The organism is Massilia sp. LMS1-1-1.1 (genome assembly GCF_040815535.1).
Lineage (GTDB): Bacteria > Pseudomonadota > Gammaproteobacteria > Burkholderiales > Burkholderiaceae_D > Janthinobacterium > Janthinobacterium aestuarii.
The window spans coordinates 669384-681529 of the sequence record NZ_JBFPNG010000012.1; the positions used below are offsets into that span (position 1 = coordinate 669384).

The 12146-nt window shown below is 63.4% G+C and carries 15 protein-coding genes; 7 read left to right on the forward strand and 8 right to left on the reverse strand.

Annotated features, from left to right (window positions below):
* Positions 1 to 2 precede the first annotated feature (2 nt).
* Genes MRBLMS1_RS13015 through cydX form a run of 3 tightly spaced genes read left to right on the forward strand, consistent with a single transcriptional unit; the run spans position 3 to position 2887 of the window.
* Positions 3 to 1580 (forward strand): cytochrome ubiquinol oxidase subunit I, encoded by a 1578-nt coding sequence (locus tag MRBLMS1_RS13015; RefSeq protein WP_128139704.1) that lies wholly within the window; start codon positions 3 to 5, stop codon positions 1578 to 1580.
* 13 nt (positions 1581 to 1593) lie between these two features.
* Positions 1594 to 2748, forward strand: a complete 1155-nt coding sequence (cydB, locus tag MRBLMS1_RS13020; protein WP_485879662.1) for a cytochrome d ubiquinol oxidase subunit II — start codon at positions 1594 to 1596, stop codon at positions 2746 to 2748.
* A 22-nt stretch (positions 2749 to 2770) separates the two neighbouring features.
* Positions 2771 to 2887, forward strand: coding sequence for a cytochrome bd-I oxidase subunit CydX (cydX, locus tag MRBLMS1_RS13025; protein WP_034757467.1), 117 nt, complete (start codon positions 2771 to 2773; stop codon positions 2885 to 2887).
* A gap of 67 nt (positions 2888 to 2954) precedes the next feature.
* Here cydX and MRBLMS1_RS13030 read toward each other — a convergent pair whose 3' ends face one another.
* Positions 2955 to 3179 carry a hypothetical protein gene (locus MRBLMS1_RS13030; protein ID WP_034757471.1) on the reverse strand — a complete coding sequence of 75 codons (225 nt, stop codon included), beginning with the start codon at positions 3177 to 3179 and terminating at the stop codon, positions 2955 to 2957.
* A 182-nt stretch (positions 3180 to 3361) separates the two neighbouring features.
* On the opposite strand from MRBLMS1_RS13030, the gene MRBLMS1_RS13035 reads away from it, so the two are divergent.
* Entirely contained in the window at positions 3362 to 4330 is a 969-nt protein-coding gene (locus MRBLMS1_RS13035) for an IS1595 family transposase (RefSeq protein WP_485879663.1), read from the forward strand.
* Between the two features lie 213 nt (positions 4331 to 4543).
* Here the strand turns inward: MRBLMS1_RS13035 and MRBLMS1_RS13040 are convergent, their stop codons facing one another.
* Positions 4544 to 4735, reverse strand: a complete 192-nt coding sequence (locus MRBLMS1_RS13040; RefSeq protein ID WP_485879664.1) for a hypothetical protein — start codon at positions 4733 to 4735, stop codon at positions 4544 to 4546.
* Between the two features lie 164 nt (positions 4736 to 4899).
* On the opposite strand from MRBLMS1_RS13040, the gene MRBLMS1_RS13045 reads away from it, so the two are divergent.
* Positions 4900 to 5619: a hypothetical protein gene (locus MRBLMS1_RS13045; protein WP_139092481.1), complete on the forward strand. Its 720-nt coding sequence runs from the start codon at positions 4900 to 4902 to the stop codon at positions 5617 to 5619.
* Positions 5620 to 5621: 2 nt separating this feature from the next.
* Here the strand turns inward: MRBLMS1_RS13045 and MRBLMS1_RS13050 are convergent, their stop codons facing one another.
* Complete coding sequence (locus MRBLMS1_RS13050) at positions 5622 to 5996, reverse strand: DUF1294 domain-containing protein (protein WP_139092482.1); 375 nt, start codon at positions 5994 to 5996, stop codon at positions 5622 to 5624.
* A gap of 59 nt (positions 5997 to 6055) precedes the next feature.
* Complete coding sequence (locus MRBLMS1_RS13055) at positions 6056 to 6622, reverse strand: methylated-DNA--[protein]-cysteine S-methyltransferase (protein ID WP_128139698.1); 567 nt, start codon at positions 6620 to 6622, stop codon at positions 6056 to 6058.
* Between the two features lie 93 nt (positions 6623 to 6715).
* Between MRBLMS1_RS13055 and MRBLMS1_RS13060 the strand changes: the two genes are divergently transcribed.
* Positions 6716 to 7465, forward strand: coding sequence for a nucleotidyltransferase domain-containing protein (locus tag MRBLMS1_RS13060; RefSeq protein ID WP_485879665.1), 750 nt, complete (start codon positions 6716 to 6718; stop codon positions 7463 to 7465).
* Here MRBLMS1_RS13060 and MRBLMS1_RS13065 read toward each other — a convergent pair.
* The gene (locus MRBLMS1_RS13065; RefSeq protein ID WP_485879666.1) at positions 7462 to 9696 is read right to left on the reverse strand and encodes a TonB-dependent siderophore receptor; all 2235 of its coding nucleotides are present in this window, start codon (positions 9694 to 9696) and stop codon (positions 7462 to 7464) included. The genes MRBLMS1_RS13060 and MRBLMS1_RS13065 overlap by 4 nt on opposite strands.
* A gap of 325 nt (positions 9697 to 10021) precedes the next feature.
* On the opposite strand from MRBLMS1_RS13065, the gene MRBLMS1_RS13070 reads away from it, so the two are divergent.
* Positions 10022 to 10882 (forward strand): hypothetical protein, encoded by an 861-nt coding sequence (locus tag MRBLMS1_RS13070; RefSeq protein ID WP_485879667.1) that lies wholly within the window; start codon positions 10022 to 10024, stop codon positions 10880 to 10882.
* Positions 10883 to 10885: 3 nt separating this feature from the next.
* Here MRBLMS1_RS13070 and MRBLMS1_RS13075 read toward each other — a convergent pair whose 3' ends face one another.
* The 3 genes from MRBLMS1_RS13075 to MRBLMS1_RS13085 all read right to left on the reverse strand — a co-directional run bounded on the left by MRBLMS1_RS13075 (position 10886) and on the right by MRBLMS1_RS13085 (position 12075).
* On the reverse strand, positions 10886 to 11284 hold the full coding sequence (locus MRBLMS1_RS13075) for a bacteriohemerythrin (protein WP_070304367.1): 399 nt from the start codon (positions 11282 to 11284) through the stop codon (positions 10886 to 10888).
* A gap of 298 nt (positions 11285 to 11582) precedes the next feature.
* On the reverse strand, positions 11583 to 11738 hold the full coding sequence (locus MRBLMS1_RS13080; RefSeq protein WP_161781522.1) for a hypothetical protein: 156 nt from the start codon (positions 11736 to 11738) through the stop codon (positions 11583 to 11585).
* A gap of 151 nt (positions 11739 to 11889) precedes the next feature.
* Complete coding sequence (locus MRBLMS1_RS13085) at positions 11890 to 12075, reverse strand: hypothetical protein (RefSeq protein ID WP_485879668.1); 186 nt, start codon at positions 12073 to 12075, stop codon at positions 11890 to 11892.
* Between the last annotated feature and the right edge of the window lie 71 nt (positions 12076 to 12146).

Genomic DNA, 12146 nt, shown 5'->3' on the forward strand with positions numbered 1-12146 from the left:
ATATGGACTTCGATATTGTCGCTTTATCCAGACTGCAGTTCGCGCTGACAGCTCTGTACCACTTTATATTTGTTCCGCTGACGATAGGCCTGTCAGTGCTGCTCGCCATCATGGAGACGGTCTACGTGATGACGAACCGTCCCATCTGGCGCGACATGACCAAGTTCTGGGGTGTCTTGTTTGGCATCAACTTCGCCATGGGCGTGGCGACGGGTGTCGTCATGGAATTCCAGTTCGGCATGAACTGGAGCTATTACAGCCATTATGTGGGCGACATTTTCGGCGCGCCGCTGGCCATCGAAGGCTTGATGGCTTTCTTCCTGGAAGCGACCTTCGTCGGCCTGTTTTTCTTCGGCTGGGACAAGCTGTCGAAGCGGGGCCATCTGGTCACGACCTGGCTGGTGGCCATCGGCTCGAACTTCTCGGCCCTGTGGATTCTGATCGCCAACGGCTGGATGCAAAATCCCGTTGGCGCGGCCTTCAATCCGCAGACCATGCGCATGGAAGTGACGGATTTCGGTGCCGTGCTGACGAACCCGGTAGCGCAGGCGAAATTCGTGCACACGGTGTCGGCCGGTTACACGGCAGCATCGATTTTCGTGCTCGGTATTTCCGCCTGGTATCTGCTGAAGGGCCGCCACGTGCAGCTGGCCAAGCGCTCGATGACGGTGGCCGCCTCATTCGGCCTGGCCGCCACCTTGTCGGTGGTGGTGCTCGGCGATGAAAGCGGCTATCTGTCGTCGGAGCATCAAAAGATGAAACTGGCCGCCATCGAAGCCATGTGGACGACGGAGCCGGCCCCTGCCGCCTTTACGGCCATCGGCTTCCCCGACGCGAAAGCGCGCGAGACGCATTACGCCGTGCACATCCCGATGGTGATGGGCTTGATCGGCACGCGTTCGCTGACGACAGAAATTCCCGGCATCGAGCAGCTGGTCGACCGTGGCGAACTGCTGATCCAGGATGGCATCAAGGCGTATGACGCGTTGCAAACCATCCGCAGCGTGGCGCCGGGCAGCCCCGTGCCGCAGGACGCGAAGGACGTGTTTGAATCGAAAGGGCAGTCCATGGGCTATGCCTTGCTGCTGAAACGCTATGTCGACGACCCGCGCCAGGCCACGCCCGAGCAGATCCGCAAGGCCGCGCTCGATACCGTGCCGCCCGTGGGGCCATTGTTCTGGTCCTTCCGCGTGATGGTGGGCCTGGGCATGTTCTTTATCCTGTTGACCGGCACGTTCTTCGTGCTGTCGACGCGCCGTACGCTGGACAAGCACCGCTGGCTGCTGAAGCTGGCAGTGTTCGCCATCCCGCTGCCGTGGGTAGCGATCGAGGCGGGCTGGATCGTGGCCGAAGTGGGCCGCCAGCCGTGGGTCATCGAAGGCGTGCTGCCGACGGCCGTGGCCGTCTCTAATCTGGGCGCGACGACCTTGCTCATCACCATTGCCGGCTTTGCCGCCATCTATACCGTGCTGTTGATTATCGAAATGAAGCTCATGCTCAAGGCCATCCGCAAGGGGCCGGAAGAGACGGCGCCGGCCCCCGTGCCAGCGGCCGCAGCCATTCATACTCAACGCGCCTGAGGAGGACCAGACCATGATTTTGCATGAAATGATTTCTTATGAAACCCTGCGCCTGATATGGTGGCTGCTGATCGGCATCTTGCTGGTGGGCTTTGCCATCACGGACGGCTTCGACCTGGGCACGGGCATCTTGCTGCCGTTCGCCGGCAAGACGGACCTCGAGCGCAGAGTCATCATCAACAGTATCGGCCCCGTGTGGGAAGGCAACCAAGTGTGGCTGATCCTCGGCGGCGGCGCCATCTTTGCCGCCTGGCCGCAGCTGTACGCCGTCTCGTTCTCGGGCTTTTACCTGGCCATGTTCGTCATCCTCGTGGCGTTGATCGTGCGTCCCGTGGCGTTCAAGTTCCGCAGCAAGCGCGAAGATCCGCGCTGGCGCGCCCGCTGGGATGCGGCCCTGTTCGTGGGCGGCTTCGTGCCGGCCCTGATCAGCGGCGTGGCGATCGGCAACGTGCTGCAAGGCGTGCCGTTCCGCTTCTCGCCGGACATGCACATCTTCTATGACGGCAGTTTCTTTGCGCTGCTCAACCCGTTCGCCTTGCTGTGCGGCCTCGTCTCGGTCGCCATGCTGGTGATGCACGGCGCCACCTGGCTGCAAGTGAAAACGGACGGTGCCGTGGCTGAACGCTCGCGCCGCTACGGCAGCGTGGCGGCAATCGCCACCGTCGTGCTATATGCGCTGGCCGGCGTGGCCCTGTGGCTATGGGTCGATGGCTACCGCATCACCAGCGCCGTCGTCGTCGACGGTCCATCGAACCCGATGCTGAAAACGGCGCAAGTGCACGTGGGCGCCTGGTTCCTCAACTTTACCGCCCATCCATGGACCTGGATCGCCCCTGCGCTGGGCTTGCTCGGCCCCTTGCTGGCGTTCGCCTTGCTGCGTGCGCGCCGCGAAGTGCCCGCCTTGCTGGCCAGCGCGGCCGGCATCGCCGGCATCATCCTCAGCGTGGGCGCGGCCATGTTCCCGTTCATCCTGCCATCGTCGATCGACCCGCGCGCCAGCCTGACGGTGTGGGATTCCTCGTCCAGCCACATGACCCTGTTCATCATGCTGGTCGTCACGGCCGTCTTCATTCCCCTCATCGTGGCCTACACGACGTGGGTGTATAAAGTGCTGTGGGGTAAGGTTGATGCAAAAGCCATCAACGACGACAGCGGTCACGCCTACTAAGAATTTACGAAAGGAATTAACTATGTGGTATTTCGCCTGGATACTGGGTCTGCCGCTGGCGGCGACCTTCGCCGTACTCAATGCGATGTGGTATGAAATCGCTGATGGCGACACGACGCCCGAGCAGTACCGCGACTAGATCTACTGGCCGCAGTACGGACTGAACAGCCCCGCCTGGCGCAATGCCCGGCGGGGCTTTTTGCTTGCTATAGCAAGATGAATTCGCCACGGATGCGCAGTTTCATGCCGCGCGGCGCGTCGGCACCCGCCGCCACGGCCCAGGCGGTAATCCAGCGTGCACAGCGTTCGCGCGCCGCCGCATCGGCCAGCGCCTCGTTCAGTCGCCGCAGGCGCGCATCGGCACGGTCGATGCGCTGGGCCAGGTACAGGCGCTGGTCCATGGGATCCGTCTTTTTGCTGTAATGCTGCATGGCTTCCTCTTTCCGGGTGGTAACAAATCAGGTGATGGCATAGCCATCTACGCACGGGAGCGTCATTTGGATGTGGTGCAGGCATAAAAAAAGGCTCTGTCATCGACAACTAGGGGAAATACCGGAATTTTCCTGTGGTTGTGCTGTCTGACTCTGCATACTCACCACGCAGGGAGCAGATCATGCAGCCAGCCGAATGGATCACCTTGATTGCGCAGTTTGCTCAGTTGAGCCAGCGTCAGCGGCAAGCAGGTATTGCCCTGCTGCGTGGCAGCGCGCCACACGACGCGACCGTCGCACTGCTGGAAAATGTGGCGCAGCCGCGATTGGCCTGTCCCGTCTGCCATTCAGACCACTTGCACCGACATGGTCACGCGCACGGCTTGCAGCGCTACCGCTGCGTGCCCTGCGGACGCACCTTCAATGCGCTCACCGGCACGCCGCTGGCCCGCTTGCGCCATAAATCGTTGTGGCTCGACTATGCCGATTGCCTGCTGGCATCGGATTCCGTGCGCAAGGCGGCCAGTCAGTTAGGAGTGCACCGCAACACCACGTTTCGCTGGCGCCACCGGTTTTTATCGCTGGCAAAGACCGACCGGCCGCATGGCCTGCACGGTATCGCCGAGGCCGACGAGTTATATCTGCTGGAATCGGAAAAGGGAGCGCGGCAGATGACGCGTCCGCCCCGCCGCCGGGGCGGTCATGCCCACAAGCGCGGCATATCGAATGAACAGGTCTGCATCCTGGTGGCGCGCGATCGCACGGGCCAGACCCTCGATTTCGTCACGGGCAAAGGGGCGTTGACGAAGGCGCAGTTGCATCACTGTTTGTTGCCCGTCATCGACAAGGACGTGCTGCTGGTCACCGACGGCCATCCCGCCTATCGGGCCTTCGCCAGGGAAGCTGGCATCAGCCACCAGGCCGTCAACTTGCGCGCCGGCATCCGCGTGCAGGGCGCCGCCCACGTGCAGAACGTCAACGCCTATCACAGCCGCCTGCGGCAATGGCTTGGTCCGTTTCATGGCGTGGCGACGCGTTACCTGCCGAACTACCTCGGATGGCGCTGGATACTCGACGCCAGGCGCATCCGCTCCCCTGAAACGCTGTTGAAAGCAACTTTGGGCGCATTCCCCCATCTGACGGTGACATAGCCTAAAAAAACCACCATGGCGGTGGCTTTGCGAGCTTGCACTGGTGGCGTCGTCGGCTTACGCGCTGCGCGCTAAGCCGACCTACGGGCTGGCGGACGGGCTGCTGCCGGTGGGGAGGTAGGTCGGATTAGTGGGGCCGCCGAGGCGCGCAAGCGCGTAATCCGACAATATTGTTGACCGCGACGCTGGTGTCGTCGGCTTACGCCCTGCGGGCTAAGCCGACCTACCGGCAGGTGGCTTGCTCGGCGTTTTGGGTGTTGCAATGGCAATCGGGTCGCTGGCCGGAAAGCTTTCCTTGAGTGCTTCATCGAGGACTTCCTCGGCGTGGCTTTCGTTGGCCGGCGTAGGTGAATCCCGCTCAGGCGGCGGGGCGGGTGCTGTCGCGGCGTTGGTGCTCGAATGCATGATGATCTCCTCGCGGTGGTGCGCCACGCTGCCGAGGTGGCCGTGGCGCGTGCTGCTGTTTCCAGCCTAGCACATCGCGCAGGAATGGCGCGCTGGATGCGCCTGCCGAAGCGATGATGGCGGCGTCTGCTACACTGCGCTCCACTTTTATCGATGGAACCGCCATGACCTCCCTTTCCCTGCCATACCGCGCTACCGCACTTGAGGCCTGTGCCTGGCTGGCGCAACAGACGGGCACGCCGTGGACGCTGGCGCGTCTGCTGGAGCAGGGCGGCTTGCCGTACGTCTGGCTCGATTACAGTGTAGCGTGGGCCGAGCTGTTCCATGACGGCGTGACGCGCTATGCGGCGCCCGTCGTGTTCATCGGCGACAAGCAGCACCTGGCGTCCGGCGCCGATGACGTGTGGCTGCGTTTTACGCGCGATTCAAGCAACATCGCCATCGAACTGAAGGCGCCGGGACTGCGCGTGCCGCTGGACGGCCTGCATTTCCAGGAGCGCGATCTGTTGCGTTTGCTCAAGGACTTGCAGCACCCGCAGCCGGCCGAAGCGGAAGCGGAGAAGGCGCCCGTCGTTCTGCCCAGCGCCCTGAAGGGTCTGGGGCGCGAACAGATTCTGATTGCCTTTGCCGGCGTGGGCAAGGTCGACCTGGAGCAGGGGCTGGCCAGTGGCGTGGGTATCTTTGGCGACGATGGCGCGCGCGTGCGCAAGAATTCGCGCGGCGGCAAGAATAGCCACCTGTGGCATCCGGTGACCCTGGCATTCGGCTTGCACGACGTGCACCGCGTACCGATGGCACATTTGAAAAAGGCGTTCGCCACGCAACCATTGCTGCGCGAGTGGAAGGCGGACTGGCTGGAATCGCTGCGCCTGCTGGGCGAGTAGGTCTACAGCTCGATCGGTGCGACTTCCGTGCCGATATCGGGCGCCGCGTAATGCATGCTGAAATACACGAAGGCCCCGATATTGATGGCGACCGTGAGCCAGAACAGTACGCGGAACGAGCGCTTGCTGGATTTGTGGCGCAGCCATTGCTGGGCCAGTACGGCGCCGGGCCAGCCGCACAATAAGCCCAACAGCAGCAAGGTGCGCTCCGATGTGCGCCAGCGGCCCTCTTTGGCGGCCGACTTGTCGATCGCATAGGCAACGAAGCAGCTCAGGCTCAGCACGCCATACACGAGGGCGACCAGGACGGGGATGTGGAAAAAGAACGTGGCCAGTAAATACAGAACGACAAAGAACAGGATGACAAGGTAGGGCATAGGATGTGTTTGCTTGAGCGAAGGGCGTGAGTATCCCACAAGGGGCGCCATGCCGCAGCCTAAAACAGACAGCCTTGCGCCGTATCTATTTGAACAGCGCGGCGCCGGGCATGGCCCGTCTTCAGCGCTTCGCGGTCGCTGGACAGGGAAATGCCTTCCAGCGCCAACAAGGTTTCCTTTGCATGCAGGCCGCCCGCAAAGCCCGTCAACTCGCCCGTGGCGCCGATGACCCGGTGGCAGGGGGCGATGATGGAGATGGGATTCTTGCCGTTGGCGGCGCCCACCGCGCGTACGGCGGCGGGGCGGCCGATCTGGCGCGCGATCTCGCCATAGCTGCGCGTCTGGCCGTACGGTATCGTCAGCAGCGCGCGCCACACTTCCTGCTGGAATGGCGTGCCGGCAAAGTCGAGCGGCACGTCGAATTGCTGGCGCGTGCCGGCGAAATATTCAGCGAGCTGGCGCGCCGTTTCCTGCAGCACGGCGCAACCGTCATCGACGCGCATGGCGCCCAGACGCACGCGGTTCGGCTTGTCATTTTCCCACAGGATGGCGGTCAGGGCTTCCCCACGCGCCACCAGGGTCAGCTCGCCCACGGGCGAGGGCACCACGATGCAGTCGTATTCCATGTTTGTTCCTCGGTCAGATGACGCCAGTGTAGCAGGATGGCGGCATGCCGCATATTGCGTGTAGGATGGCGTTTTCGGCATGGAGCACAGGCTTTGACGACGATCCCCACTTATGACGCCATCCGCGCGATTGCCCTGCGGCTGGTGCACGAACGCTATCCCTCGGCCATGGCGGCCATCATCGGCGGCTCGTTCGCCACGGGCCGGCAAACGGCCACGTCCGATATCGACTTGCTGCTGTTGTTCGACCACGTCGACTGCGCCTGGCGCGACACGCTCGTGGCCGAAGGACGCACGGTGGAACTGTTCGGGCATGACATGGCCACGTTCACGTATTTTTGCCATGAGATGGATGCGCCTCGCGGCACGGTGCCGCTGGCGATGATGGTGGTCGAAGGGGAAAACATCGTCGCTGCCGGCGATGCCTACGCCCGGCTGCATGCGCTGGCGCACGCCATCGATACGGCCGGACCGCCCGTGCTCGACGTGGAAAACCTGCAGCGCCGCCGCTATGCGATCACCACCGCGCTGGAAGACCTGGTCGACAGCACGCATTCGGGCGAGGCGCTGGCCGTCGCTTGCCAGCTGTACGAAGCGCTGGCCGACCTGCACTTGCGCGCGGCCGGCGAATGGAGCGGCGGCGGCAAGCATTTGTTCCGGCGGCTGCAGACATTTGACGCCGCCATCGCCGCGCAGCTCGACGGCGCGCTGCGCCTGGTCGCCAGCGACTTGCCGGCCGGCCAGCGCGCCTTCGAGCAAGTCGCCGCCGCCGTGCTGGCGCCGGTCGGCGGCCCCTTGCTCGCAGGCTTTACCTTACCCGCGCCTGCGCACTGGCGTACTTAAAACGCCGTGCGCACGTTCAGGCTGATGTTGCGCGGTTCGCCCCAGAACACCCCGTCAAAGAAGCCCACGTTGCGGTAGTACTTTTTGTCGAGCAAGTTATTCACGTTCAGCTGCACGCTGGCATGCCGGTTGAGCGCGTAGCTGGCCATGGCGTTGACCAGCGCGTAGCCGGCTTGCGGGATATTCGTGATCGCGTTCGATGGCGGGCGGCCATACCACGATTCGCTGTAGGTGGCGCTTTGCGCCGTCATGCTGGCGCCCGCCCTCAAGCTGGCCAGCTTGCCGTCGAAACGGTAGCTGGTGGCCAGGCGCAGCAAATGGCGCGGCTGCGTGGTGGCGGCGCGGCGGCCATCGGCCTCGGCCGCGTGCAGATAGGTATAGCCGCCGCTCGCTTCCCAGGCGGGCGTGATCTGGCCGGCAACGTCGAACTCGACGCCCTTGGCCGTCACGCCTTTGCCGTTGGCCACCATGGCCTGGCCGCCGTCGGGCAGCAAGAAGCCGGGTGGCACCGTGCGGTCGAGTTCTGCCAGGTTCTTTTTCTTCGTGTGGAACAGGGCGGCCGATGCGTTCAGCTTGCCTTCATAGAATTCGCCCTTGATGCCCAGTTCCGCGTTGTCGCCCGTTTCCGGCGGCAAAAACTTGTCGTTGCGGTCCTTGCTCGATTGCGGGTTGAACAGCTGCGTGAAGCTGGCGTAGGCCGCATACTGCTTGTCGATGTCGAACACGGCGCCCACATAGGGCGTCACTTCATTGCGCGTCTCGGCAAAGTCGCTATTGTCCGTGTGTACGCCGCGCGTATCGTAATTGCGCGTGTCGGTGCGGTAAGTGCTCGTGCGCGCGCCGATGATGACGTGCAGCGGGTCGGCCAGGCTCAAACGCGTGGCCACGTAGCCGCCCGTCAGGCGCGTGACGGTTTCCGAGTGCGAACCGTCCGGATGGAAGACGGGGCGGGGAATGTTGCCCGTCCAGCTGCGGTAATCGGGAACGAAGGCCTGGTAATCGATGTCCGCCTCGCCTCCCAGCGAACGGGCGCGCTGGTTGCCGCCGTTCCAGCCGACGATGGCCGTGTGCTTGCGCCCCAGCAAGGTGAACGGGCCGCTGGCGTACAGGTCGAAGTTGTCGTTGGTGGTCTTGCCCGGACCATAGGCGCCCGTCCACAGGAGCATGCCTGCGCCCGTGGCCGGTTCTGGATGGCCGCCACCCGCATAGGCGACCGTGGTGCGGTTCGTGCTTTCCGTGCGCGCGTAGCCCAGATGCATATTCCAGTTGCCGGGCAGGCGCTGGTCCAGCGAGGTGAACAGCGTGTGCTGCTTGTTGGCCCAGGTGCTCCATGGTGTCGTGAAACTGGTGTTGCGCGGCAAGTTTGCCAGGCTGCCATCCGCATTCCAGTACGGCACGGCGCCCCAGGTGGCGCCCGTGGGCTTGTTGTCCTGGAAGTCGACGCCGGCCGTCAGCAGGGTGCCCGGGCGCAAGTCCGCCTCGACGATGACCATGCCTACCGTCTTGCGCTCGTGATACATGTCCAGGTAGGAATCGCGTTTTTGCCAGGCCAGGGCCGTGCGCGCCCGCACGCTGCCCTCCGCGTTCAGCGGCGTGGACAGGTCGGCCTCGAAGCGCTGGTCGTCCCAGCGGCCCATGATCAGGCCGGCGCTGGCCTGGAACTCCTTCGTGGGCCGCTTGCGTATCATGTTGATGGTGGCCGACGGGTCGCCCGTGCCGCCCATCAAGCCCGTGGCGCCGCGCACGACCTCGATGCGGTCGTACAAAATCGTGTCTTGCAGCGGCGCATTGCCGCCGCGCGCCATGCCGTCGATCTGGAGATTGTTGATGCCGAAGCCGCGTGCATAAAACCGCGTGCGTTCCGTGTCGTTCTGGCCCACCTGGATACCCGTCGTCTGCGCCAGCGCCTGGTCCAGCCGCACGGCGCCCAGGTCATCGAGCAGCTGGCGCGTGATGACGCTGACCGATTGCGGCGTCTCACGCAAAGTCAGCTCCATGCGCGTGGCGCTGCGCGCTTCGCCTGCCGTGTACGACTGCGTACCTTCCGTCGTCGCCGTCGACTGGCCCAGCACGGTGACGGCCGGCATGGTGACGTCGGCCGCGGCGGCGTCAGTTGCGTGTGCCGGCAGGGCCACGCCGGCCGCAAGGCTCAGCAGGGCAAGGTGTAACAGATGGGGGAGGGGGCGCAAGGCGGGCTGGCGCGAAGAAGGGAGGACTGTCGTTGATTGCATCATTTTCCTGGAATATTTTTAGTCGTGAGTGTTCCTATCTCGTCTGGCGAGGTGCGCAGTAGCTGGGGGGATGGCGTGACGCTGGCCCGTGGTCTGGCTTGGATAGCAGTTCCACCGCAAGGCCCGGCGCGGACGGGCAGTGGAAAGGAAGGGCGCGCGATTCCCGTTAATTTCTTGAATAGGAATCATTATCAATATAGGTGGTATTTGCCAAATAATCAAGCGTGCGCACCAAAACTGTGCAGAAAGCCCATGGCGGCGTAAGGTCTGGCCTTCTGCGATAATGCAGGCGCTGACAAAATATTTTCCTCATTGAAAGAAATGCATGCGTACATGGATCGCTTGTGCCGGATGGTTGTGTGTAGCGTCGCTGGGCCAGGCTCAGGAACACGCGACGCCGCCGGCTGTTCCCGCGCCGCTGCAGAGCGCCAGCGTGCCGCCCGCCGCCGATACCGTGTCGCCACCCCTTGCGCCAGCCATACCCGCAGCGTCAGCGCCCGAGGTAACGGCGCCCGCCGAGGAAGCCTCGCCTGCGCAAACGGTGACGATCACGGCCAGCAGCGACGCCAAGGCGCCGCGCGTGCGCTTCACGGCTTACCGCGAAAGCTATCTGACGGCCAGGAAAGTGTGGCAAGTGTCGAGCGGCAGCGTGGTCATGGCCCTGCGCCTGATTCCTGCCAAGCTGAGCGCTACCATCGACGACGTGCGCGTGGCCTTGCAAGGCAATGGCGCGCCCATGCCGATCAAGGTATCGGACGGCGGCGTGTTTGTCGTGCCTCTCAATGACGATATCGCCGCGCAGGATGGCACTTTCCTGGTGAACAAGGGCAGGGGCGAGCTGACGGCGAATATCGTCCTGCAGCCCGCCGTGGCGCGCGATGCGTGGAACGTCACGCGCGTGGGGCAAGTCTTGCGCGACGCGCGGCGCGCCGTGCGGGCCATCACGCCGTGGTACAAGCGGCCGTTCGCCAGCGACGTGCAATCGCTGGCCTTTTGCGCGGCCGAGCGGGGCAGCGCCTTGCAGTTGATGGATGGCGAGCAATTGATTGCTACCTTGCCCATGAACGAGCAGGCCGTCAACGACATCAACCAGCCCGTGTTTTGCAAGATTTTCGATGGCGAAGACAAATACCCGGGACACTACCGCGTGGTCATGCCCGAGCAGGCGACGGTGCTGTTGTTGTAGAGGCTAATTGGGCTGGCGCTGCACCAGTTCCAGCGCCGCCGCCAGGGCCAGGTCCATGGTGGCCTGGTGGAAGATCAGCCATTGCGGCAACAGCGACAGCGCATGGCGTCCCTGTTCCAGGTCGCCTTCATCGACGGCGGCCCAAGCATGGTGCAGGCCGCTGAGCACGCGCGCATGCTGTTCGCGGTGGTTGGCCAGCGAGGGAAAGGCGATTTGTTCCATCAAATCCTCTTCCTCGCGGAAATCGCGTTCGACGGCCGCAATCAGCTCGCGAAACGCCACGCTGAAATGCTGGTCGCCCAATTGCTGCAGCCGCGCCAGCTCCTGAAACAGCGCCTCATGCGCCTCGTCGATGACGGGAACACCCAGCGCCATCTCATCCTTCCAATGCGATTTACCCATGCCGATGCTCCCGGTTAAGTCCGTCGCGGTGCGAAGCGGACTGTTCCAGTGTGGGCGCAGCGAAGAGGGAAATCCATGACCTGGATCAAAAGTATGGTGAAGAGGGGGCGAGGAAAACAAAGCAAAAACAAATGGATGTAGGAACCAATTTCCCCTCCGTAATAAAGCGATTTCAGCGATGCGCCGCGTTACCGAGCGCCGCTGAAAAACGCCGCTGGCAAGGCGCCGTGCCGAAGGCAGTACGAATGTACGACGAGGCACTGCAACGCGGTCAGCGGTGTTTTCTCAGCCACGCGTCTTATTGCCGAGGCCAATGGCTCCACATGGCATGCGCATCGACATTGGGAACCTGCAACTGCTGCCCGGCGGATAGCTGCATCGTATCCCTCAACACGAGGGGGGCAAGCATCAGGGCCGACAGGGCAAGGCAGGCCAGCACTTTGAGCGTCAACATGGTCGTCTCCCGGTGTCCCGGCGGCGGCGCGGGGATGCGGCGTCTGCCGGTCACTTCCTTATGTACTACCATGCTTGCAGTTTAGTTCATCTGGTCGTAACTTCAACTTATTGCTGTGGTGCACTGCACCAGTTCGCCTGCTGTCAGGGGCCTATTTGCCCTTGCGGCTGCGCCGTGGCTTGCTTGCGGGAGGCAGCAAGGAATCGAACCACACTTGCGTCAACTGCCGCGTATTTTTCGCCGCCTCGCGCTTGACGGCGGCCGTGGCGTGGCCGCGCGCCGTGTTGGCGATGCGGTTGGCGGCGCTCAGGTACATGCTCATCCAGGGGTTTTTCATGGCTAGCCTCGCAGGCAGTGGGTGGGAATGCCTCCACTCTAGTCCGATGGCTGGTGCTGACCGTGCGCCTG

Bases quoted from the DNA above. Each gene is read 5' to 3' on its own strand.
- MRBLMS1_RS13015 (WP_128139704.1), top strand. From the start codon at position 3: ATGGACTTCGATATTGTCGCTTTATCCAGACTGCAGTTCGCGCTGACA.
- cydB (WP_485879662.1), top strand. From the start codon at position 1,594: ATGATTTTGCATGAAATGATTTCTTATGAAACCCTGCGCCTGATATGG.
- cydX (WP_034757467.1), top strand. From the start codon at position 2,771: ATGTGGTATTTCGCCTGGATACTGGGTCTGCCGCTGGCGGCGACCTTC.
- MRBLMS1_RS13030 (WP_034757471.1), bottom strand. From the start codon at position 3,179: ATGCAGCATTACAGCAAAAAGACGGATCCCATGGACCAGCGCCTGTAC.
- MRBLMS1_RS13035 (WP_485879663.1), top strand. From the start codon at position 3,362: ATGCAGCCAGCCGAATGGATCACCTTGATTGCGCAGTTTGCTCAGTTG.
- MRBLMS1_RS13040 (WP_485879664.1), bottom strand. From the start codon at position 4,735: ATGCATTCGAGCACCAACGCCGCGACAGCACCCGCCCCGCCGCCTGAG.
- MRBLMS1_RS13045 (WP_139092481.1), top strand. From the start codon at position 4,900: ATGACCTCCCTTTCCCTGCCATACCGCGCTACCGCACTTGAGGCCTGT.
- MRBLMS1_RS13050 (WP_139092482.1), bottom strand. From the start codon at position 5,996: ATGCCCTACCTTGTCATCCTGTTCTTTGTCGTTCTGTATTTACTGGCC.
- MRBLMS1_RS13055 (WP_128139698.1), bottom strand. From the start codon at position 6,622: ATGGAATACGACTGCATCGTGGTGCCCTCGCCCGTGGGCGAGCTGACC.
- MRBLMS1_RS13065 (WP_485879666.1), bottom strand. From the start codon at position 9,696: ATGCAATCAACGACAGTCCTCCCTTCTTCGCGCCAGCCCGCCTTGCGC.
- MRBLMS1_RS13070 (WP_485879667.1), top strand. From the start codon at position 10,022: ATGCGTACATGGATCGCTTGTGCCGGATGGTTGTGTGTAGCGTCGCTG.
- MRBLMS1_RS13075 (WP_070304367.1), bottom strand. From the start codon at position 11,284: ATGGGTAAATCGCATTGGAAGGATGAGATGGCGCTGGGTGTTCCCGTC.
- MRBLMS1_RS13080 (WP_161781522.1), bottom strand. From the start codon at position 11,738: ATGTTGACGCTCAAAGTGCTGGCCTGCCTTGCCCTGTCGGCCCTGATG.
- MRBLMS1_RS13085 (WP_485879668.1), bottom strand. From the start codon at position 12,075: ATGAAAAACCCCTGGATGAGCATGTACCTGAGCGCCGCCAACCGCATC.